General features: G+C 69.2%; 18 protein-coding genes. 9 read left to right on the forward strand and 9 right to left on the reverse strand.

The genetic code is table 11. The annotated features are described in order from the left end of the window. Positions 1–2: 2 nt before the first annotated feature. Positions 3–1,019 carry a polyprenyl synthetase family protein gene (locus ABIC25_RS06515; RefSeq protein WP_248644777.1) on the reverse strand — a complete coding sequence of 339 codons (1,017 nt, stop codon included), beginning with the start codon at positions 1,017–1,019 and terminating at the stop codon, positions 3–5. 117 nt (positions 1,020–1,136) lie between these two features. On the opposite strand from ABIC25_RS06515, the gene ABIC25_RS06520 reads away from it, so the two are divergent. Beyond that, positions 1,137–2,396 carry a geranylgeranyl reductase family protein gene (locus tag ABIC25_RS06520; RefSeq protein WP_239399920.1) on the forward strand — a complete coding sequence of 420 codons (1,260 nt, stop codon included), beginning with the start codon at positions 1,137–1,139 and terminating at the stop codon, positions 2,394–2,396. 116 nt (positions 2,397–2,512) lie between these two features. Next, positions 2,513–3,472 carry an oxygenase MpaB family protein gene (locus tag ABIC25_RS06525; protein WP_004021745.1) on the forward strand — a complete coding sequence of 320 codons (960 nt, stop codon included), beginning with the start codon at positions 2,513–2,515 and terminating at the stop codon, positions 3,470–3,472. Here ABIC25_RS06525 and ABIC25_RS06530 read toward each other — a convergent pair. Together ABIC25_RS06530 and ABIC25_RS06535 are read right to left on the reverse strand one after the other, a co-directional pair. Beyond that, positions 3,469–4,206, reverse strand: coding sequence for a demethylmenaquinone methyltransferase (locus ABIC25_RS06530; RefSeq protein ID WP_101820238.1), 738 nt, complete (start codon positions 4,204–4,206; stop codon positions 3,469–3,471). The two genes, ABIC25_RS06525 and ABIC25_RS06530, sit on opposite strands and share 4 nt — an antisense overlap. A 72-nt stretch (positions 4,207–4,278) precedes the next feature. Beyond that, a complete protein-coding gene (locus ABIC25_RS06535; protein WP_354560529.1) occupies positions 4,279–5,433 on the reverse strand; it encodes a glycosyltransferase family 4 protein in 1,155 nt (384 codons plus the stop codon). 108 nt (positions 5,434–5,541) lie between these two features. On the opposite strand from ABIC25_RS06535, the gene ABIC25_RS06540 reads away from it, so the two are divergent. Then, complete coding sequence (locus tag ABIC25_RS06540) at positions 5,542–6,162, forward strand: Type 1 glutamine amidotransferase-like domain-containing protein (protein ID WP_354560531.1); 621 nt, start codon at positions 5,542–5,544, stop codon at positions 6,160–6,162. Here ABIC25_RS06540 and ABIC25_RS06545 read toward each other — a convergent pair. After that, on the reverse strand, positions 6,143–6,655 hold the full coding sequence (locus ABIC25_RS06545) for a hypothetical protein (protein WP_004021749.1): 513 nt from the start codon (positions 6,653–6,655) through the stop codon (positions 6,143–6,145). The two genes, ABIC25_RS06540 and ABIC25_RS06545, sit on opposite strands and share 20 nt — an antisense overlap. A 54-nt stretch (positions 6,656–6,709) precedes the next feature. Then, on the reverse strand, positions 6,710–8,413 hold the full coding sequence (menD, locus tag ABIC25_RS06550) for a 2-succinyl-5-enolpyruvyl-6-hydroxy-3-cyclohexene-1-carboxylic-acid synthase (RefSeq protein ID WP_354560533.1): 1,704 nt from the start codon (positions 8,411–8,413) through the stop codon (positions 6,710–6,712). Positions 8,414–8,501: 88 nt separating this feature from the next. Between menD and ABIC25_RS06555 the strand changes: the two genes are divergently transcribed. The 4 genes from ABIC25_RS06555 (at position 8,502) to ABIC25_RS06570 (ending at position 12,464) form a co-directional block, all read left to right on the forward strand. Next, a complete protein-coding gene (locus tag ABIC25_RS06555; RefSeq protein WP_354560534.1) occupies positions 8,502–9,119 on the forward strand; it encodes a class I SAM-dependent methyltransferase in 618 nt (205 codons plus the stop codon). A 138-nt stretch (positions 9,120–9,257) separates the two neighbouring features. Continuing rightward, entirely contained in the window at positions 9,258–10,361 is a 1,104-nt protein-coding gene (locus ABIC25_RS06560; protein ID WP_354560536.1) for an AbrB family transcriptional regulator, read from the forward strand. Between the two features lie 57 nt (positions 10,362–10,418). Beyond that, complete coding sequence (locus ABIC25_RS06565; protein WP_354560537.1) at positions 10,419–11,753, forward strand: saccharopine dehydrogenase family protein; 1,335 nt, start codon at positions 10,419–10,421, stop codon at positions 11,751–11,753. A 264-nt stretch (positions 11,754–12,017) separates the two neighbouring features. Then, a complete protein-coding gene (locus ABIC25_RS06570; RefSeq protein WP_014925585.1) occupies positions 12,018–12,464 on the forward strand; it encodes an Hsp20/alpha crystallin family protein in 447 nt (148 codons plus the stop codon). Positions 12,465–12,762: 298 nt separating this feature from the next. Here the strand turns inward: ABIC25_RS06570 and ABIC25_RS06575 are convergent, their stop codons facing one another. After that, complete coding sequence (locus ABIC25_RS06575; RefSeq protein WP_354560538.1) at positions 12,763–13,968, reverse strand: EAL domain-containing protein; 1,206 nt, start codon at positions 13,966–13,968, stop codon at positions 12,763–12,765. Between the two features lie 478 nt (positions 13,969–14,446). Here ABIC25_RS06575 and ABIC25_RS06580 point away from each other — a divergent pair, with 478 nt between their 5' ends. Further along, positions 14,447–15,652, forward strand: a complete 1,206-nt coding sequence (locus ABIC25_RS06580) for a GGDEF domain-containing protein (RefSeq protein ID WP_239450666.1) — start codon at positions 14,447–14,449, stop codon at positions 15,650–15,652. Here ABIC25_RS06580 and ABIC25_RS06585 read toward each other — a convergent pair. Further along, positions 15,598–16,356, reverse strand: a complete 759-nt coding sequence (locus ABIC25_RS06585) for a hypothetical protein (protein ID WP_420871521.1) — start codon at positions 16,354–16,356, stop codon at positions 15,598–15,600. The genes ABIC25_RS06580 and ABIC25_RS06585 overlap by 55 nt on opposite strands. A 170-nt stretch (positions 16,357–16,526) precedes the next feature. On the opposite strand from ABIC25_RS06585, the gene ABIC25_RS06590 reads away from it, so the two are divergent. Next, complete coding sequence (locus ABIC25_RS06590; RefSeq protein WP_354560539.1) at positions 16,527–18,656, forward strand: Rv1355c family protein; 2,130 nt, start codon at positions 16,527–16,529, stop codon at positions 18,654–18,656. A 1-nt stretch (position 18,657) separates the two neighbouring features. Here ABIC25_RS06590 and ABIC25_RS06595 read toward each other — a convergent pair whose 3' ends face one another. Continuing rightward, on the reverse strand, positions 18,658–19,308 hold the full coding sequence (locus tag ABIC25_RS06595; RefSeq protein WP_064569585.1) for a PaaI family thioesterase: 651 nt from the start codon (positions 19,306–19,308) through the stop codon (positions 18,658–18,660). Positions 19,309–19,342: 34 nt separating this feature from the next. Then, positions 19,343–19,570, reverse strand: coding sequence for a hypothetical protein (locus ABIC25_RS06600; protein WP_180819350.1), 228 nt, complete (start codon positions 19,568–19,570; stop codon positions 19,343–19,345). Positions 19,571–19,739: the final 169 nt, after the last annotated feature.

Here is a 19,739-nt window from a genome sequence, read left to right on the forward strand (position 1 = left end):
CCTCAGCCCACGCGTTCGATCGTGTAGTCCACCAGCGACGCCAGCGCGCGGTGGGCCGGCGACTCCGGCAGCTCCGCGAGCATCGCGTGCGCCTCGTCGGCGAACTCCTGGAGCTTGGCCCGGGCCGCGGTCATACCCGCCGACGAGCCGAGCAGTTCGATCGCCTCGGCGACCTCGGCGTCGTCGGTCAGCGGCCGGGCGGTGCCATCGGCGGCGACCAGCAGTTCGCGCAACCGGGCCGACGTCGCGTCGTCTCCGGCGACGGCGTAGAGAACCGGAAGCGTGTGCACGCCTTCGCGCAGATCGGTGCCGGGGGTCTTGCCCGACTCCACCGACACCGAGCTGATGTCGATGATGTCGTCGGACACCTGGAAGGCGACGCCGACGATGTCGCCGATGCGCGAGAGCCGTTCGATGTCGTCGGGCGTGGCCCCCGAGGCCATCGCGCCGAAACGGGCGGCGGCGGCGATCAGCGAGCCGGTCTTCTCCCAGACGACCTGCAGGTAGTGGTCGATGGGGTCGGCGCCGGGCTTGACTCCGACCGTCTCGCGCATCTGCCCGGTGACGAGTTCGGCGAAGGTCTCGGCGATGATGCGCACCGCTTCGGGACCCAGCGTCGAGACGAGGCGTGAGGCGCGTGCGAACAGGAAGTCGCCGGAGAGGATGGCCACGCTGTTGGTCCAGCGTGCGTTGGCACTCGCCGCACCGCGCCGCATGGCGGCCTCGTCCATCACGTCGTCGTGGTAGAGCGTGGCGAGGTGGATCATCTCCACCACCGTCGCCGAGGTGATGACGTCGTCGGAGTCCGGGCGCGGACCGAACTGGGCGGCCAGGATCGCGAACATCGGCCGGAAACGTTTTCCCCCGGCTTTCGCGAGGTGGGTCGCCGCCTCGGTCATGACCTCGTCACCCGACGAGAGTTCGGCGAGCAGCAGATCCTCGACCCGCTGCAGCGAGGAGCGCACCGTGTCGGCGAACTCATCCGACACCAGGTCAACCCCGGCGAATGTGGACTTCACGGAAACGCGGCCCCATCTCGTCTGATCCGGCAAATACTCGACGGCGGACACGCGATTGCCGCGTAGACCCCACCTGCTGCGAGCCTATCCCGTCGGGGGTCCGGACATACTGGTCGGGTGAGCACGGACACGACCCCCACTTTCCCCGATTCCGCCGACGTCCTCGTCGTCGGCGCCGGACCGGGCGGATCGGCGGCGGCCGCCCACGCCGTCGCCGCCGGCCGGGACGTGGTCCTCGCCGACGCCGCGGTGTTCCCGCGCGACAAGACGTGTGGCGACGGACTCACCCCGCGCGCCGTCGCCGAACTCGACGCACTCGGGCTCGGCACACTTCTCGCCGATCGTCCGCGCATCGACGGGCTGCTGCTCAACGGATGGGGTGCACGCCAACAGGTCCGGTGGCCCTCGGGCCGGTTCCCGGCCTACGGGAGCGCGGTGGCGCGAACGGAGTTCGACGACGCCATCCGCGAACACGCGGTGTCGACGGGCGCGCGAATGGTGCAGGGCGTCAAGGCCGTTGGCGTCGAGATGGACGGTGACCGGGTGGGTTCGGTCACCTTCGCGACCCCCTCGGGCACCCATACCATGCGGGTGACCGACCTCGTCGTCGCCGACGGCGTCCGGTCCGGGATCGGGAAATCACTGGGACGGCAATGGCATCGGGACACCGCCTACGGGGTGGCCGCCCGCGCATATGCGCCGTCCGCGCGGGCCGATTCACATTGGATGGGCTCCCACCTCGAACTCCGCGGACCCGACGGCGGACTGCTGCCCGGGTACGGCTGGGTGTTCCCCCTCGGCACGGCCGGCGGCGGGCAGGTCAACGTCGGCGTCGGCGCCCTCGCGACGTCGAAACGCCCGGCGCACATGGCACTTCGACCGATCCTCGAACATTACGCCGCGATGGTGACCGACGAGTGGGCCCTCGACGGGCCGCCCGTCCGCATCACCTCGGCCCTGCTGCCGATGGGCGGTGCCGTCTCCGGCGTCGCCGGCCGCAACTGGATGCTGATCGGCGACGCCGCCGCATGCGTCAATCCACTCAACGGCGAGGGCATCGACTACGCCCTGGAGACCGCACGACTCGCCGTCGAACTCCTGGGCACCGACGACTACACCGAACGGTGGCGTGATGTCCTGGTGGGGCACTACGGACTCGCGTTCTCCGCCGCCCGACGCCTCGCCGGCCTGCTCACCATGCCCAAGACCGTGCCCACGCTCGGACGGCCCGGCATTCGATCCCCCCAACTGATGTCGATGGTGGTGCGGGTCATGGGCAACCTGATCACCGCCGAGGACGCCGACCTGGTGGCCCGCGCGTGGCGCACCGCCGGACGCATCTCCCGGCAGATCGACCCGCGTCCGCCGTTCTCCTGAGCGCCGCGGATCCGCCGATGTGCACGTTGGAACGTTCGCGCTATAATGTTCCAACCGTGTGGTCGCTGCCACACCTGTGACAGAATCAGGCCACCAGTCGACCCAGGAGATGGAAGATGTCCGCCGCATCCACTCTCGCCACCCGAACCAAGCACGCCCTCCAGAACCGACTGGCCCAGCGCTATCACCTGCGCGGCGAGATCGACCGCATGGATGCCGTCGGCGATCCGACCGCCATCGCCCGCGCACTCGGCACCCAGGAGTTCCCCTGGGGCATCACGCAGGCGTTGAGTTTCGCCCTCTTCCGCACCTACGCGGTGCCCTCGATCGGCGACCTCCTCTACAAGACCAGCCAGTTCACCGAGTCGACCCAGAAGCGCTACGACGACACCGTGCTGCTGCTCGACGCCCCGATCGAGCACGGGGTCGACAGCCCGGCCGGCCGCGCGGGCATCCGGCGCATCAACCAGATGCACGGCATGTACGACATCCCGAACGACGACTTCGTCTACGTGCTCGCCACTTTCGTCGTCTGCCCGGTCGAGTGGGTGAACTCCTACGAATGGCGTTCACTGACCAACCACGAGATCCTCGGCCTCACCAACTACTACCGTCGGCTCGGCCAGTTGATGGGCATCAAGGACATCCCCGAGACCTACGACGACTTCAAGAAGTTCTACGACGAGTACGAGACCGCCCATTTCGCGTTCAGTCCCGACTCCCTCGCGGTCGCCGACGCCACCTTGGATCTATTGGGCACGTTCATGCCGTACAAGCTGCTTCCACGTGCGGTGGTGCGCCGGATGTCGTTCGCGCTCATGGACGATCGGCTCCTGGGGGCGTTCGGATACCCGAAGCCGACGGCGGTCGAACGGGTGCTGGTGCGGGGCGGACTCAAGGCACGCGGGCTCGCCATCCGCCTGTTCGCCTCACCGCGGACCGAACCGCTCTTCGGGCGCCAGACGAAGCAGGTCCGCAGCTACCCCGACGGTTTCCGCGTCGACGACCTGGGCACGTTCGCACCGGGATGCCCGGTGTCGCACGACGCCGGGACACCGCGGGCCGCGAACTCCTAGGCCCGCGCCGAGTGGATTGCGGCGATGCCACCGGTCATGTTCTCCCACCGCACCCCGGAGAACCCGGCCTCGCGGATCAGGTCGCCGAGCGCGAACTGGTCCGGCCAGGCCCGAATCGACTCGGCGAGATAGACATACGCCGCCGGGCTGCTCGACACCTTGGTGGCGACCGCGGGCAGCGCCTTCATCAGGTACTCCATGTACACCGTGCGGAACGGTTTCAGCGTCGGCGTCGAGAACTCGCAGATCACTAGCCGCCCACCGGGTTTCAGCACGCGCCGGAGTTCGGCCAGCGCGGTGGGCACATCATTGACGTTGCGGAGTCCGAACGAGATGGTCGCGGCGTCGAACGAATCGTCGGCGAACGGGAGCGACAGGGCGTCGGCGGCGACCTTCGGCACGTCCCGGTGGGCTCCGGCCTTGAGCATGCCGAGCGAGAAGTCCGCGGCGATACAGTGCGCACCCGACGAGGCCAGCTCGACCGTCGACACCGCGGTGCCCGCCGCGAGGTCCAGGACGATGTCGCCCGGGTGTAGATCGAGGGCCCGACGGGTCTTCTTGCGCCAACCGCGATCCCGGCCGAACGACAGGACCGTGTTGGTGAGGTCGTAGCGGCGGGCGACGCCGTCGAACATCGCGGCGACCTCGGCCGGGTCCTTCTCCAGGCTCGCCCGGCCCACACTCGTCCCGCCCAGATCCGCTTGTTCCGGTGGTGTCGCGCCCGTCGATGCCATGCCGATCACGCTACCGGGCGATGCGCGTCCGACTGCCGTGAGGTGGGTCGCCCCAGACGCCGGTCCCGCACCTCAGGCCGGTCGCCCCACCTCGGTCACGACCCCGCCGCCGGTCACCGCGGCGTAGTGGTTCACCAGTTCCGCGCAGACCGATGGCCAGGTCCTCGCCCGAACGGCCTGCACCGCCGCGCGGCCGAACGCCGACCGCACCGACTCGTCGTGCAGGGACTCGACGATCGCGGGCAGCTTCGCGGCGAAGGCCTCGACCTCCAGCAGATATCCGGTGCGGAACGCCGACACCAGGTCGCGGGGGCCGCCCGCGTCGGGGCCGATCACCGGCAGTCCGCTGGCCATCGCCTCCTGGATGGCCTGACAGAACGTCTCGTGTTCGCCGGCGTGCACGAACACGTCGAAGCTCGCGTACGCACGGGCGAGGGCCTCACCGCGCAGCTCGCCGGTGAACACCGCATCCGGCATCAACCGCTCGAGCCGGTCCCGTTCGGGTCCGTTGCCCACGATCACCAGCTGCACCCGCGGGTCGCCCCACAGTCCGGCGAGCCGCTCGACGTGCTTCTCCGGCGCGAGCCTGCCGACGAATCCGACCACCAGTTTGTCGTCGGCGGTACCCAGCCAGTCCGCCCGCAACGACAGGTCGCGCTTGTCCGGGGAGAAGAGCCCGACGTCGACCCCGCGGCCCCATCGTGCGAGCCGGGGTACACCGTGCGCGGCGAGGACCTCGAGAGTCGCCGTCGACGGCGCAAGCGTGAGATCGCACATCTCGTGCAGGCGACGCGTGTAGCGCCAGGCGAGCTTCTCGACCGCACCCAGCCGGTACGCGGCGGCGAACCCGGCGACGTCGGTCTGGAACACGGCCACCACCGGCACCCCGAGCGCTCGGGCGGCGACGGCGCCCGCGGCACCCACCACGAAGGGCGACGCGAGGTGCACCACATCCGGCTCGAAGTCGCGCAGGGTGCGGTACAGCAGCGGCGACGGCACGCCCACCGGCAGCGAGGTCACCCGCGGCACCTGCACGGCGGGCAGCAGATGCACCGGGGTCCGGCGGCCGATCAGCCGCGGCCCACCCGGCACCCCGCGCGGGGTGTCGGGTGCGATGACGACGGCGGTGTGCCCGGTGGACTCGAGGTGGTCGACAACCCGGAGGACGGAGTTGACCACCCCGTTCATCTGGGGCAGGAAGCTCTCGGCGACGATCGCGACGCGCATGATCGAGATCGTCCCCCGGGGACTTGACCGGGCTCCACCCCGGAACATGTCGGACCGCCCAATTCGGGATGAACGGTCCGTGGCCCGCGCACCGGGGAGAGTGGAGGGGTGGCCGACATCCATCTCCTGCTGCTGAGTCGCTGGCTCACCCCCGTCCCGGCTTTCCTCGCGCCGCTCACCGGACCGGGCCGTCGCATCGCCTACGTCCCCACCGCGTCGTCGATCTATCCCGACCACGCCTGGCTCGACCTGGAGCGGGACACGCTGCGACACCAGGGCTTCGAGGTCACCGACCTCGACCCGGAACTGATCGGGGCCGCCGCCTTCGCCGGGGGACTCGGTGACGTCGACGCCGTCGTCGTCGCCGGCGGCAACACCTTCCACCTGCTCGGCGCGCTGCGACTGGCGGGCGCCGACCGTGTGCTCGTCGATGCGGTGCGAGCCGGCCTCCCCTACATCGGGGTCAGTGCCGGCGCCGCGGTGGTCGGTCCCGACATCGCACCTCTGGCACTGCTCGACGATCCCGCGGAGGCCGCGCCCCTGACCTCGACCGACGGTCTCGGACTCATCGACGCCACGGTGATCCCGCACGCGGAGGGCACGGTCGGCGGGCGCGGCCCGGTCGAGGCGACGCGGGAACGCTTCGGCGCGACCCATCGGCTGCATCTCTTGCGTGACGACGAGGCGATCGTCGTCGACGGCGACACGCTCAGGGTGATCCCGGGCTGACCGTCTCGTCCCGCTCGGCCGCGTTTTGCTCGTCCGCGTCCCGGCCGTCCGTGTTCTCACCGGCATCGTCGCGTCGTCGCCGACGGCGGCTGAACTCCGCGACCGCGACCATCAGCAGGCCGACGACCAGCCATGCCCCGACCATCACCGACAGTGCCGGGATGATCGACAGCACCGCGGTGCGGCCGGTCGGCCGGGCCAGATCGGGGTTGTAGACCGCGTAGTCGACGCTGATCCGCTGCCCCTCGCTCAGTTCCGTCGGGTACAGCAGCCCGAAGCGGGGACTGTGGAACGAGCCGTCCGGTGTCTGGAAGTTCACCGCGGCGTGCAGGCTGTCCACCGAGACGACCTCGGCCATCACGGTCGCCTTGCTGGCCTCGATCGTCGAATCGTTCTTGAAGCACCCGGCGATGAGGGTCAGCGCCATGAAGGTGATCGTGACGCCGACGACGAGCAAACCGAGCTGCACGCGTCGCTGGATCACCGGATTCATGCCGTTCAGCCTAGTGGTGCGCCCCGAGGAGTTCGCGGCCCGGCCGGTGCCGCGCTACCGGAGACGTGCGGCGATCGCCGCGTGCACTGCCCGTAGCCGCTCGCGGTCGGTGGCGACCTCGACGACCTCGATCCCGCCGGGAGCAGGCTCCTCCGCGAGCACCCCGCCCAGTTCGGCGACCGTCGCCCGCCGATGCGGGATGTGGAAACCCGCGCACATCGATGCGATGTCGGTGCGATGAGGTGTGCCGAAGACCCGTTCGTACGCCCCGGCGTACAGGCCGGTGTTGTACCGCGGGTCACCCTGTTCCAGCAGGCCGAAGATGCCGCCGCCGTCGTCATTGGCCACGACGATCCGCAGCGACGACGGGCGCGGCTCCCCCGGGCCGACGACCAGGCCGGTCGCGTCGTGCACGAACGTCAGGTCGCCCATCAACGCGATGGTCCGCGCGCCGGCCCGATCCCGGTCGAGGGCCATCGCGGCCCCGATCGCCGTCGAGTTGGTCCCGTCGATGCCCGCGACCCCGCGGTTGGAGAGCACCCGCACACCGTCGGTGATCCGGCCGGCCAGCGCGATGTCGCGGATGGGGTTGCTGGCCCCGACGACGAGCTGGTCACCCGCGGCCATGGCGTCGCCGACCGCGCGGGCGACATGGAGTCCGGTGGCCGCGCCCGGTTCGTCCAGTTCGGCGGTCACGGCGAACGCCACCCGCTCCTGTACCGCCGCGCATTCCTTGAGCCAGTCCTCCCGCGGCTCGCCGACGACCTCGATGCGGGTGCCGGTCGCGTAGACGTTGCCCGACACATCGGGCCACCGCGGCCCCGTGGTGAGTGCGTAGACACGGACCTCGGGGTCGGCGAGCAGGCGGGCCACCCCGCGATGCAACGTCGGCCGGCCACAGATGATCGCCTGCTGGGGTCGGACCGAGTTCAGGCCCAGCGGATGCAGCGGTGTCGCCGGCCGCGGTGCTGTCGGTTCGGCGACCGTGGGTACGCCGGCGAGGCCCGGATGGACACCCGACCCGTGTCCCGACACGACCACGGTGTCCAGGGACAGGTCGATGGGCAGCGGGACGTCGAGCTTGCCGACCGGTGCCTGGGTCCAGGGCAGCCCGCCCGGCCGGCCCGAGAACGCTCCGAGATCGGCCGTCGGGTCGGGGCCCGCGAGCTCGTCCGGGTCGGGCACGAGCGGTTCGCGCAGCGGGATGTCGAACTGCACCGGGCCGGCGTTGCCGGTACGCGCGCCCCGGGCCGCGGCCAGCACGCGGCCGACCGCCGACCGCCACTGGCTGTTGGTGTCGAGGTCCTGTTCGGCGAGGCCGAGGCTGATCGCCGCACGCACCTGGGTCCCGAAGATGCCGAACTGCTCGACGGTCTGATTGGCACCGGAACCGAGGAGCTCGTACGGACGGTTGGCGCTGACGACGACGAGCGGCACCCGGGCATAGTTCGCCTCGAAGACCGCAGGCCCCATGTTCGCCACCGCGGTGCCACTGGTCATCACGATGGGCACGGGCTGTCCCGACGACACCGCGAGACCGAGCGCGAGGTAACCCGCCGAACGCTCATCGATCCGCACGTGCAACCGCAACCGGCCGGTGGCGTCGGCGGCGTGGAGGGCGAAGGCGAGCGGCGCGTTGCGCGACCCCGGACACAGAACGGCCTCACGGACACCGCCGCGGATCATCTCGTCGACGATGACCCGGGCCTGCAGCGTGGACGGATTGGGCCCCGGGGCGTTCTGGGCCGGTCGGTTCATCCCACAAGCCTAGTGGTGGGGCCGGGGACCACTACCGGGTACTCCCGAGTCCCGACATCACGGCGGGGAGCGGCGTTACCCTCGTCACGTGGGCTTTTACGACGACCGGGTCCTGCCGCACCTCATCGAACGCACCTGCGGGATGGCCGCATTGACCCCGCTGCGAGCACGGGCCTGCGCACCCCTGTCCGGTCGGATGATCGAGATCGGATTCGGCTCGGGACTCAACGTCGGCGTCTACCCGCCCACTCTCACCGAGGTCGCCGCGGTCGAACCCTCCGCGGTCGGATGGTCGATGGCCACCGATCGCGTCGCCACATCCGCGGTGCCCATCGAACGCGCCGGACTCGACGGCCAGCGGCTGGAGTTCGACGACGATTCCTTCGACGCCGCGCTCACCACCTTCACCCTGTGCACCATCCCCGATGTGCGGGCGGCCCTCGGCGAACTTCGTCGCGTGTTGCGCCCGGACGGACAGCTGGCGTTCCTCGAGCACGGATCCGCCCCGGACGCGCGGGTCCGTCGATGGCAGCGGCGCCTCGAGCCGATCCAGAAGCGGGTCGCGGGCGGCTGCCACCTCACCCGCGACGTCCGCGCCGAGCTGACCGCCGCCGGCTTCGCGCTCGGGCCCGTCGACGCGTTCTATCAGCCCGGCGTCCCGAAACCCTTCGGCGCACTGAGCCTCGGGACCGCGCGCCCGGCCTGACGCCCCACTCGCTCCGCTCACCTCGCTCCCGGCGGCGGCCACCATTCGCCCCGCTCGCCCCACTCGCTCCGCTCCCGGCGGCGGGCACCATTCGCCCCGCTCGCTCCGCTCCCGGCGGCGGGCCTTACTGTGGAGCCAGTGCGTCGCTGGATTCTGCTGGTACTCCTCACCGCGGTCGCGACGCTGGTACTCGAGGTCTTCGACGTCGACGCCGCCGCCCTGTTCGCGGGCCTCGTGGTCGCGGGGGCCCTCGCCATCGCCGGCCGCGCCCCAGGCCGGACGGGCACCGAATCCGGAACCGCCCGAACACCGGCCGATGCCGACGAACCGATCGTCCCGCGGTGGGCGTTCGTGGCGTCGCAGGGTGTCCTCGGTGTCTTCATCGGCACGATGGCCGAGCCCGAGACCGTCAGCGGCCTCGGCTCGTCGTGGTTCCCGGTTCTCGTCATCGGCGTGGGCACCCTGGTCATCTCGATCGCCTGCGGCGCCCTGCTCGGCCTGCACCGCCACGTCGACCCGCTGACCGGCTCCCTCGCACTCGTCGCAGGCGGGGCGTCCGGGCTGGTCGCGCTGGCCCGCGAGTTCGGTGGCGACGAACGGATGGTCGCGGTCATCCAATACCTGCGCGTCGCCCTGGTCACCGTCACCATCCCGCTGGTCGCCTCGCTCGTGTTCGGCGCCGACGGGGATGCCGTCGCACCGGGTGCCGACGCGTGGTCGGCGGAGACCCTGCAGGGGCAAGCCTGGGGCCTGCTGCTCCTCGCGGTGTGCCTCGGCGTCGGGATTCCGCTCGGCCGGTTGCTGCGCATGCCCGCCGCCGGACTGCTCGGTCCGCTGGCGCTGGCCACCGTGGCCGAGCTGACCGGGATCGCCGGCTCGGCCGAGGTCTCCCCCGCCCTGCTCGCCGTCGCCTACGCCGTGATCGGCTGGCAGGCGGGACTCGGTTTCACGATGCCGCGGCTGCGGGCGATCGGCCGCGTCCTGCCCCTCGCGCTGGTGCTGATCCTCGTCATCGGCGCCGGCTGCGCCCTGCTCGGGGTGGCGCTGTCCGCCTGGACCGGCGAGTCGATGTTCGACTGTTATCTCGCGACCACACCGGGCGGCATCTATGCGGTGCTCGCGGCCGCGACCGGCGCCGGCGGCAACGTCGCCTTCGTGGTCGCCGCCCAGATCCTGCGCGTGCTGCTCATGCTGTTCGTCGCGCCCTTCGCCGCCAGTCTCGCGGCGCGGCGCTCACCATGACCGTTCCATCCGACTCGGCGGTTACGTGTGACCCGCGTCCCACGTAAAGTCGGGAAGATGAGCGGGGAATCGAACACCGACACCACATCCACTCCAGAACCGACTCCGAACGGCCGGCCCGGCGGGCACGGTCGCGAATTCGACGTCGTGGTCTACGGCGCCAGCGGCTTCGTCGGCGAACTCACGGCCCGGTATCTGGCCGACCACGCACCCATCGGCACCAAGATCGCGCTGGCGGGACGCAACGAGTCGAAGTTGACCGCCGCGCGCGAGCGTCTGCCCTTACGCGCGCACGACTGGCCCCTGATCATCGCCGACGCGGAGTCACCCGCCGCACTCGACGCCATGGTCGCGCGCACGCAGGTCGTCTGCACCACGGTGGGTCCCTACCTGAAGTACGGCGAGGCCCTCGTGGTGGCGGCGGCGACCGCAGGCACCGACTACGTCGACCTGACCGGCGAGGTGCCCTTCGTGCGCTACTCCATCGACAAGGTCCACGATGTCGCCGCCGCCTCGGGGGCCCGCATCGTCCACTCCTGCGGCTTCGATTCCGTACCGTCCGACATCACCACCTACGCACTGTTCAAGAAGATCGCCGACGACGCCGCGGGCGAGATGACCGACACCACCCTCGTCGTCGAGTCGTTCCGCGGCGGAATCTCCGGCGGGACAATCGATTCCATGCGAGTGATCGCCGAGGAGGCCCGCAACGCGCAGTCCCGACGACTCATGCTGAACCCACAGGCGCTGTCCAGCGGGCCGGGCGACGTGCCCCGGGTCAGCCTGTCCGACGAACCCAGCGACCTGTCCATCATCAACGCCAAGAAGGTCGACCCGTCGCTGCGCGGCACACTCGCCCCCTTCTTCATGGCGGCGCACAACACGCGAATCGTCCGACGCTCGAATGCTCTGCTGGACAACGCCTATGGCAAGAACTTCCATTACGCGGAGACGATGAGCGTCGGCAGCGTCCCCGCGGTCTCGACACTGCTCGCCGGTGCGGTCGCGGTCGGCACCGGCGCGTTCATGGGAGCGATGAGTTTCGGTCCCACGCGTCGAGTCCTCGACCGCGTGCTCCCGAAGCCCGGCGACGGGCCGAGCGAAAAGGCCCGCGAGAACGGCTATTTCGTGGTCGGAACGTTCACCCGGACCACCACCGGCCGGCGCTACCGGGCCCGGATGCGCGCCCAGGGCGACCCCGGATACAAGGCCACCGCGGTGATGCTCGCCGAGAGCGCGCTGGCACTGGCCCTCGATCGCGACCGCCTACCCAAGCGCTCCGGGGTCCTGACGACGGCCGTGGCGATGGGCGACGCCCTCATCGACCGCCTGCGCAACGCCGGGTTCAGCATCGACGCGACCGAGCTCACCGACTCGGCGCCGGGAGCGTAGCGAGCGGGCCGCATCCCACGCACCGCTGACCCCGATCCACCCAGACGCCACCCGATCGTGTTCTCCGCAGCCGTCCGGATCTTCTCCGGCACAGCAGGACTCGCGGTCGGGTGCCGTCGTTTCCGGGTCCGGAAAATTTCTGGCACTCTCCCCTCCAGAGTGCTAGACGAGCCACGGATCCGGTGCTATCTTCGTTGGCAGTACAGCGATGAACTGCTCGTCTGACGGGTGGCGAGCAGCCTTGAGAACAGGAGGTGAACTGCTGTGCTTCGTTTCGATCCCTTTTCCGACATGGATGCCTGGACACGAGGCATGATGACCGGTTCAGCGGCCGGAACCGCCCGCACTCCGCGATTCATGCCCCTGGACCTGTACAAGGTCGAGGACCACTATCTGCTCGTCGCCGATCTACCCGGCGCCGATCCCGGCTCCATCGACGTGAGCGTCGACAACGGCGTCCTCACGTTGTCCGCCCAGCGCAGTACGCCATCCGACGAGGGCGTGCAGTGGTTGACCAGCGAGCGCTTCTCCGGGACGTATCGCCGCCAACTGACCCTCGGCGACGCCATCGACAGCTCGGCCATCTCGGCGCGCTACGACAACGGCGTGCTCACCGTGACGATCCCGGTCGCCGAGAAGGCCAAGCCGCGACGGATCGAGGTCGAGAGTTCCGGCCGACCACAGGCGATCGAGACCGGAACGGTCACATAAGTCGATCTTGTTTGCCGACAACACTTTTCGCACGGCAACCGCGAGCTGACCGGGAGGTGCCATCGACGACGATTCATTCCGCTCCCTGAGGTAGGAGGAGCGATAGCGACAGCCTTTCGCTCCCTGAGGTGCGAGGAGCGATAGCGACGAGCCTCGAAGGGCCTGGCGAGAAAAGTCACCACGCCCTTCGAGGCTCGCTTCGCTCGCACCTCAGGGAGCAGGATCAGATTCGCTCGGCCACAGCATATTCGGGCTGATCTGCGATCAGATTCGCTCGGCCACAACATGTTCGGGCTGCTCAGCGATCCGATCCGAACAGGTCCACCAGCGGCGCGGGCCGTCCGAACAGGTAGCCCTGGGCGTAGTCGAACCCGAACTCCTCCAGGATCGGGAGCACCTCTTCCGATTCGATGCCCTCGGCCACCATCTTCACCCCGGTCGCGGCGGCCATCTCGCCGATCGCACGGACCACCGCGCGGTCCGGGGAGCTGTCGGCGAGTTGCGCGATCAGGGTCCGGTCGACCTTGAGGACGTCGACCGGGAGATCGCGGACGTAGCGGAGTGCCGAGAAGCCGGCACCGAGGTCGTCGATGCAGATGGTGCAGCCGAGATCGTGGAGTGCGTCGATCGCCCGGGAGGCCGACGTGTCGACCCGGATCGCCTGGTCCTCCCGCACCTCGACCCACACCCTCGACGGCTCCACACCGTGCCCGTCGATCAGACCGTGCACGTAGGAGACGAGCCCGTCGTCCCACAGCTGCTGCCCGGACAGGTTCAACGAGACGAACGTACCCGGGCCGACCTTGTCGGAGATCGTCCCCGACAGGTCCCGGATGGCTTCCCCGATGGCATGCCGCCCGATGGGAGCGAGCAGCGAGATCCCCTCGGCCACCGAGAGAAACGCGTCCGGAGCCAGAACGCCGGACTCGGTGTGCCAGCGGAGCAGTGACTCGTAGCCGACGACGCGCCGGTCGGGCACCGCGACGATCGGCTGGTAGAAGACCGAGAAGTCGCGCTCGACCGACCTGGTCAACCAGCCGGCCAGATCGACCTCGGCCCGGATGTGGCGCTGCATGGTGGGTGTCGCGAATGCGACAGCCCGTCGGCTGCTGAGCGCGATACACAGCGCGGCGTCGGCATGGCGGACCAGATCGTCCTCGGAACTCGCCGCGAGCTGCTCGTCACCGACGGCGACACCCATGCACACGTCGAGGAACCAACTCCGATCGCCGTCGCTCACGGTGTGGGCGCCGAGTTTGGTGCGAGCGGCCTCGATCAGCGCGTTGCGCCCGAGTTCGTCGGCACCGGCGCCGGTCCACGGAAGGTAGATGAGCCAGTAGAAATACGACCGTCGATGGAATCGGGCCTGCGGACTGATGGGCATCAGCACCTGCTCGATGAATCGCTCGGACGCCGAGGCCGCGGCCTCGTAACCGTAGGCCACCACGGCTCGGTGGTACGGGTCGACCGACACCGCGATCACCGAGCTACCGAGCGTCAACACGACGTCATTCGCTGAGCACGCTCCACGTGCCACCGTCCGATCCCCCGGGCGGCGCCGGGGCGCCGCAGTTCTCTACCGCGGAGATACTACTCAGCCGGCCCGCTCCCGGGAAGAAGACGACCCGGTACCGGTGTGCGGCCCGTGCGACCGATATGACCGTTCTCACATTCCTCGCCGGCGCCGGTCGCCAATCCGGTGACAAAAGTGACCCGTCGGGTCCGACAAGGGTTGACACATTGCTTTCTAATCAGGAGTTCAAGAAAGCCGGGACCGGCCCCAGCGCCGATTCGCGACTCATTTCGACAACTCTGCTAACGATTCCGGGAGAAGCCCCAAAACTGCTGGTAAGGTACTTTCATTGCCTATGCATAGGACACCGCGGTGCGATTTTCGCCAAGGGATTCTCAGTTGCATTTAAGCGAAGTTCGGCGAACAAGCGGTTGACTCCACAGCCGCCGACGGAAAGCGGTCGTGGTTGATGGCGTTGATCAGGAGGGTGCTCCGTCGCTACGACGCCCGGTCGATGGCGACGCTGATCAGCACCGGCGGTGTCATCCCACTCCCGGTCATCAGCGTGCTCGCGCCCGAGACCCTCTACCCGGGCGGGATGCCGATCCTGCTCACCATCTGGTCGTTCATCGCGGTCGTCTTCGCGGTGACGGCGATTCGCGCCCGGCTGACCGATCTCGAGTTCGCGTTCCTCGGCGGTCTGGGCATCGTCGGGATCTGCGGCACCTCGATGATCCTCGCCTCGCCACGTTCTTCGACCCTTGTCCTGGCGATCGTCGCGGTCATCCCCGCGATCGGCGCGATCTCCGCCACGACCCGGCTCATCTTGTCCCACCTGGCGCTCGCGGTGGTGTGCGCGTCGGTGGTCCTGGGCGTGACCACGTCGTCCGTTCCGGAATACCTGATCAGCTTCGGCGCGATGCTCGGCCTGATCGTGGTGCCGGTCTTCCTCGTGGTCGCCTTACGGAAATCGATGGAAGCCGTGCTCGACCAGCAGACCCGCCTCGTCGGGATCGATCCGCTGACGGGCCTGCTCAATCGCCGAGGATTCCTGATCCGTGCGTCGCAACTGCTTTCTGCCGCACGCTCGTCCACGGGCTGGATCGGCATCCTGCTGCTCGATGTCGACCACTTCAAGCGGATCAACGACCAGTACGGCCATCTCGCCGGTGACGGGGTGTTGCTGGCAGCATCGGCCGCGATCCGGGAACACGCCCCCGTCGGTTCGGAGGTGTGTCGCTACGGCGGCGAGGAGTTCCTCATGTTCCACGTCGTCCACGATGCGGACGAGCTGTGGCTCAGCGCCGAACGCCTACGTGCCGCCGTGGCCGCCGCCGCACCGGTGACCATCAGCGTCGGCGGTGTCTGCGCGCCGCTGCGCGTCGCGGGCGACCACCTGGTCTCCGGTCACTTCGAGACCGCCTTCTCCACCGACGACGTGATCGGCAATCTCCTCGGACAGGCCGACGACTGCGTGTATCAGGCGAAGGAGAACGGCCGCGACACCACCGTGATCAAGTCCATCGACGAGGTGATCTGGAACGACGGGGCACCGAGCGCGCATGCCGCCGACGCGGAACGAACGGTGTCACCGCCGTCGGCGAGCCTCTACGAGGTGTTCTACCGCCGGCCGGCCGACTTCGTCGACATCGACAGCCGCACCAGCGGGCGTTGAGTCGTCACCGCCTGGAGCTCGTCGGCCTCCCGCCGCATGCGGCGCCAGGTCTCCGGACTGGTGAGGCCGCTCAGCCGGGCACGATCCCACCACATGAGCCGGGTGCGGTAGCGGTCGTCCGGAAACGGCGTCGCCGGCACCGACTCGTCGACGCGTCCACCGCCGGACTGCCAGCGTCGCAGTACGTGGTCGGCCGCGGTCGCCATCATGGCGTCGACCCCGGACAGCTCCATGATGACCAGTCCCAGCCGCGACAGCTGCCCCGCAACCGAGCCGGCGATCGGCGAACGCTCGTCGACCCAGGCCGTCTTGACCTCGACGATGCCGCCGTGCAGACGCTCTTCGATGGCGTTGACGAGCTGCACCTGACCAGGCTGGCCGGCCCATTCGACCAGCGCATGGGACTGCGCGGCCGCGTCGAAACGGGGCTGGACCCGCAGGCCGCCGACGACCTTGCCCTCGACGTCGAGCACCGCGAAGAACATCGCCGTGCCGTCGCCACCGGCGACCTCGTCGTACTCGAGCGCGGCCGCGCACCCGTGGCGGTGGTAGGACAGGTCCGCGCCGGACAGGTACTCGTGCCAGAGTTCGGGTTCGGACCGCGGGCTCGCCACGACCACCGAGTACTCCGTCCCGGTTTCGGGCGCGACCGCTCGCAGCATGCCGGTACGAACCTGATCATTGGTGGCTGACATCTTTTTCATCGCAGTATTGCCTTCCGGTAATTAGGAAATTTAGAGACGAGATCTCCCCCGACCCCGCGTGTAATGCTGCCACAGGGGCGCATTTATGCACTCCGACAAGCACACTTCTTTTCCCCGAACCGCCGCATTGACGGTTGGCGTCGTGCAATCCCGTGCGACACGATGGGTGTATGAACACGCCGCCGGACACTGCCGCCACCCTCTACTCACCGGACGAACTACCCGTCGAGTTGACCGCGGAACCCGCCCTGATCGTGTCCGACATCACCGGGCGCACGAGCCGCGCGCTCGACGAACTCCTCCCGCCCGCGGAGCCGGCGCTGCGGGACGAGAGCCCGCGTTTCGCGCACTTCCCCTGGCGCAACGCTCTCGTCAAGATCCCCGGTCCGCGCACGTTCCGGCGCCTCCGACTCGACCGCAACCGGCACAAGCTGACCGCGGCTCAGCAGGCCGCCGCCGGCGACCTCCGCATCGGTGTCGTCGGATTGAGTGTGGGACATGCGATATCGCTCACACTGGCACTCGAAGGGCTCGCGGGCGAAATGCGTCTGGCCGATTTCGACGAACTCGAACTGACCAATATGAATCGAATTCCGGCGACCCTCATGGATATTCACGACAACAAGGCCGTGGTCGCCGCGCGGCGCATTTCCGAGATCGATCCATATCTCACCACCGTCGTGTACTCGGGGGGAATAACAACCGAGAACATCGATCAATTCCTCGACGGGCTGGATATTGTCGTCGAAGAATGCGATTCCTTCGATGTGAAGGTGCTCGTCCGCGAGAAGTGTCGGTCGCGCGGAATTCCGGTCCTGATGGAAACCAGCGACGGCGGAACACTCGATGTCGAGAGGTTCGACCTCGAACCGGAGCGGCCGCTTTTCCACGGTCTGGCGGGCGATCTGCAGATCGAGGATCTCGTCGGACTCGACCGCGCGGCCCTCACCCCGCTGGCCGTCCGGGTGCTCGAGCCGACGAAGGTGACCGCACCGATGGCGGCGTCGGCCATCGAACTGGGCCACACGGTGACCGCCTGGCCGCAACTCGGCGGCGATGTCCTGCTGGGCGGTGCGACGGTGGCGGCGGCGGTTCGCCGCCTCGTCCAGGGCAAGTCGCTGCGTTCGGGACGCGTCCGCTTCGATCGTGACTCCTGGCTCGACGGTCTCGAGGACCCGATCGGCACAGCCGTCGCCGACGACGGTCCGCAGGCGGCGCGCAGCACCGAACCGCTCGCGTCGCCGTGTGAGGACTCGCGCGTCGAGGCGATGGGCGACCGCGAACTCGTCGTGCACGCCGCGAGGCGTGCGCCGTCCGCGGGCAACCAGCAACCGTGGGAGATCACCTCCGACGACGACACCGTCACCATCACCCTCGACCGCACGCGCACCTCGACCCTCGATGTCGAGCACCGGGCATCGGCGGTGGCGGTCGGTGCGGCGCTGTACAACGCCCGCGTGGCGGCGACGGCACGCGGGGTGCTCGACGACATCGAGATCATCGACGACGCAGGCACGCTGGCCGGTCGGGCACGGTTGAAGGGCCTCGACACCGGCTCACGGTCGCCGGACGCGGAGGCGGAACTGAGCGCGCTGCTCGCCCGCGGGACCCGACGCGGCGTCGGGGACGGGTCACCGCTGTCGGAGGCGGACCGCAGTCGGCTGCATGCCGCCGCCTCGAGTGACCGCACGCGCCTGCTCGCCCTCACCGACCGCAGGGACATCGACCGCTACGCCTCGATCATCTCCCGGTCGGACCGCGCCCGGTTCCTGACGCCCGAACTGCACCGCGAGATGTTCCTGGAGCTCACCACCGACCCGGCTGCCGCCGAAGGCATCGACGTCGCCTCGCTGGACCTGCCACCGGCGATGGCGGGCATGCTCGACGTGCTGCGCCGTGCCGACGTGATGGCCCTGCTCGACGAATGGGGCGGCGGCACCGCGCTCGGCGCCGACGCCGGCTCACGGGTCGCGTCGTCGTCCGCGGTCCTCGTGTTGGTGCAGCGGGGCACGGCAGCGGTGGACTATCTGCGCGGGGGGATCGTCGCGGAACAGTTGTGGGTGGCCGCCGAGCGACTCGGCTACGCGGTCCATCCCATGACGCCGACATTCCTCTATGCCGACGACGACGAGACCGCCCGCGCGCTGTCGAGCAATCACGGCGACGAACTGGCCGCCCTGCGTCGCGAGATGCTCGAGACGTGGCCGCTCGACGCCGACGAGGCGCCGACCATCGTGATGCGGCTCTCGCGCGCGGACTCGCCCGTGGAGGTCAGCCGGCGGTTGCCCGTGCGCGGGTGAGCTAGGCCTGCCCGGGGTTGAGCTTGATGAACAGCGCGTCCATCTCGGCGCAGAGGCGGTCACCGTCGTGGAGGGTGCCCTTGATGAACACCTTGCGGCCCTCGATGCGGTCGGCCCACGCGTGGATACGCAGCGGCGTGTTCAGCGGCGTGATGGACCGGTACTGCACGTTCAGGTAGGCGGTCCGGCTGACGGCCTGGATCGCGACCGCCGACGCGAAGCCGCCGACGTCGTCGAATGCGACCGCCACGTGCCCGCCGTGTGCGGCGTTGTTCCCGCCGAGGTGGAAATCACGGAACGTCAGCTCGGCGATGACCCCGGTCTCGGTCAACTCCTTGACCTCGTACGGCGGCAGGGTGATGTTGCCCCGCGACGGCAGGTCGATCCGGGTCCCGGCCGGTGAATGCCATTCGTCGATCCGGACCTTCGCCAGCTTCTCGTTGACGGCTGTGAGGTGGTCGATGAGTTCGTCCACGAGCGCGTCGTCGGGGCAGGCGTACCGAGCGTTGTCCATGAGCAGCCGAACCTGCTCGCTGAACTCTCCGTAGCGTGGGCCGCCGCGCTCGGTGGTGACGGCCGTGTGCGCCCGGAAACCACCTTCGTGCGGGTCCTCTTCGACGGCCTCGACGGCGCGATCGTTCGCTTCACTCACCGATCAACCGTATAAGAGGCAGCGACGTCGGAGCCTAGCCGGTGTCGGTCTTCCGCCCGGTTCGTCGGCGGTCGGCCAGATCCACGCAGACCCCTCCGCGGGCCAGCCGTCGCGTGGACTCCGGGATGTAGTCCGGAACCCCGCGCGGTCCGCGCTCTTTCTCGTCTCGGATTCGGACCGCCCTCCCGACGATCACCGCGACCGCCGCGGACAGCACACACCACGCGCCCCCGACGATCAGAATCCACCCCCATACAGCCATACGAACAGCTAAGCACCCAAAACTGAGATTTCGGTGATGTTGGGGCGACGGCCGACCACAGTCCAGTACTTGAATGCAATCCGCGTCGGAGTTGTGTCGACTTCGTGACCTCTGCTCACCAATCCACGCGGCGTCGGCCGCGGGGAACTCCCCGGACGTGGCGTCGATA

It is taken from the genome of Gordonia sp. PvP123 (assembly GCF_040547295.1).
GTDB lineage: Bacteria > Actinomycetota > Actinomycetes > Mycobacteriales > Mycobacteriaceae > Gordonia > Gordonia terrae.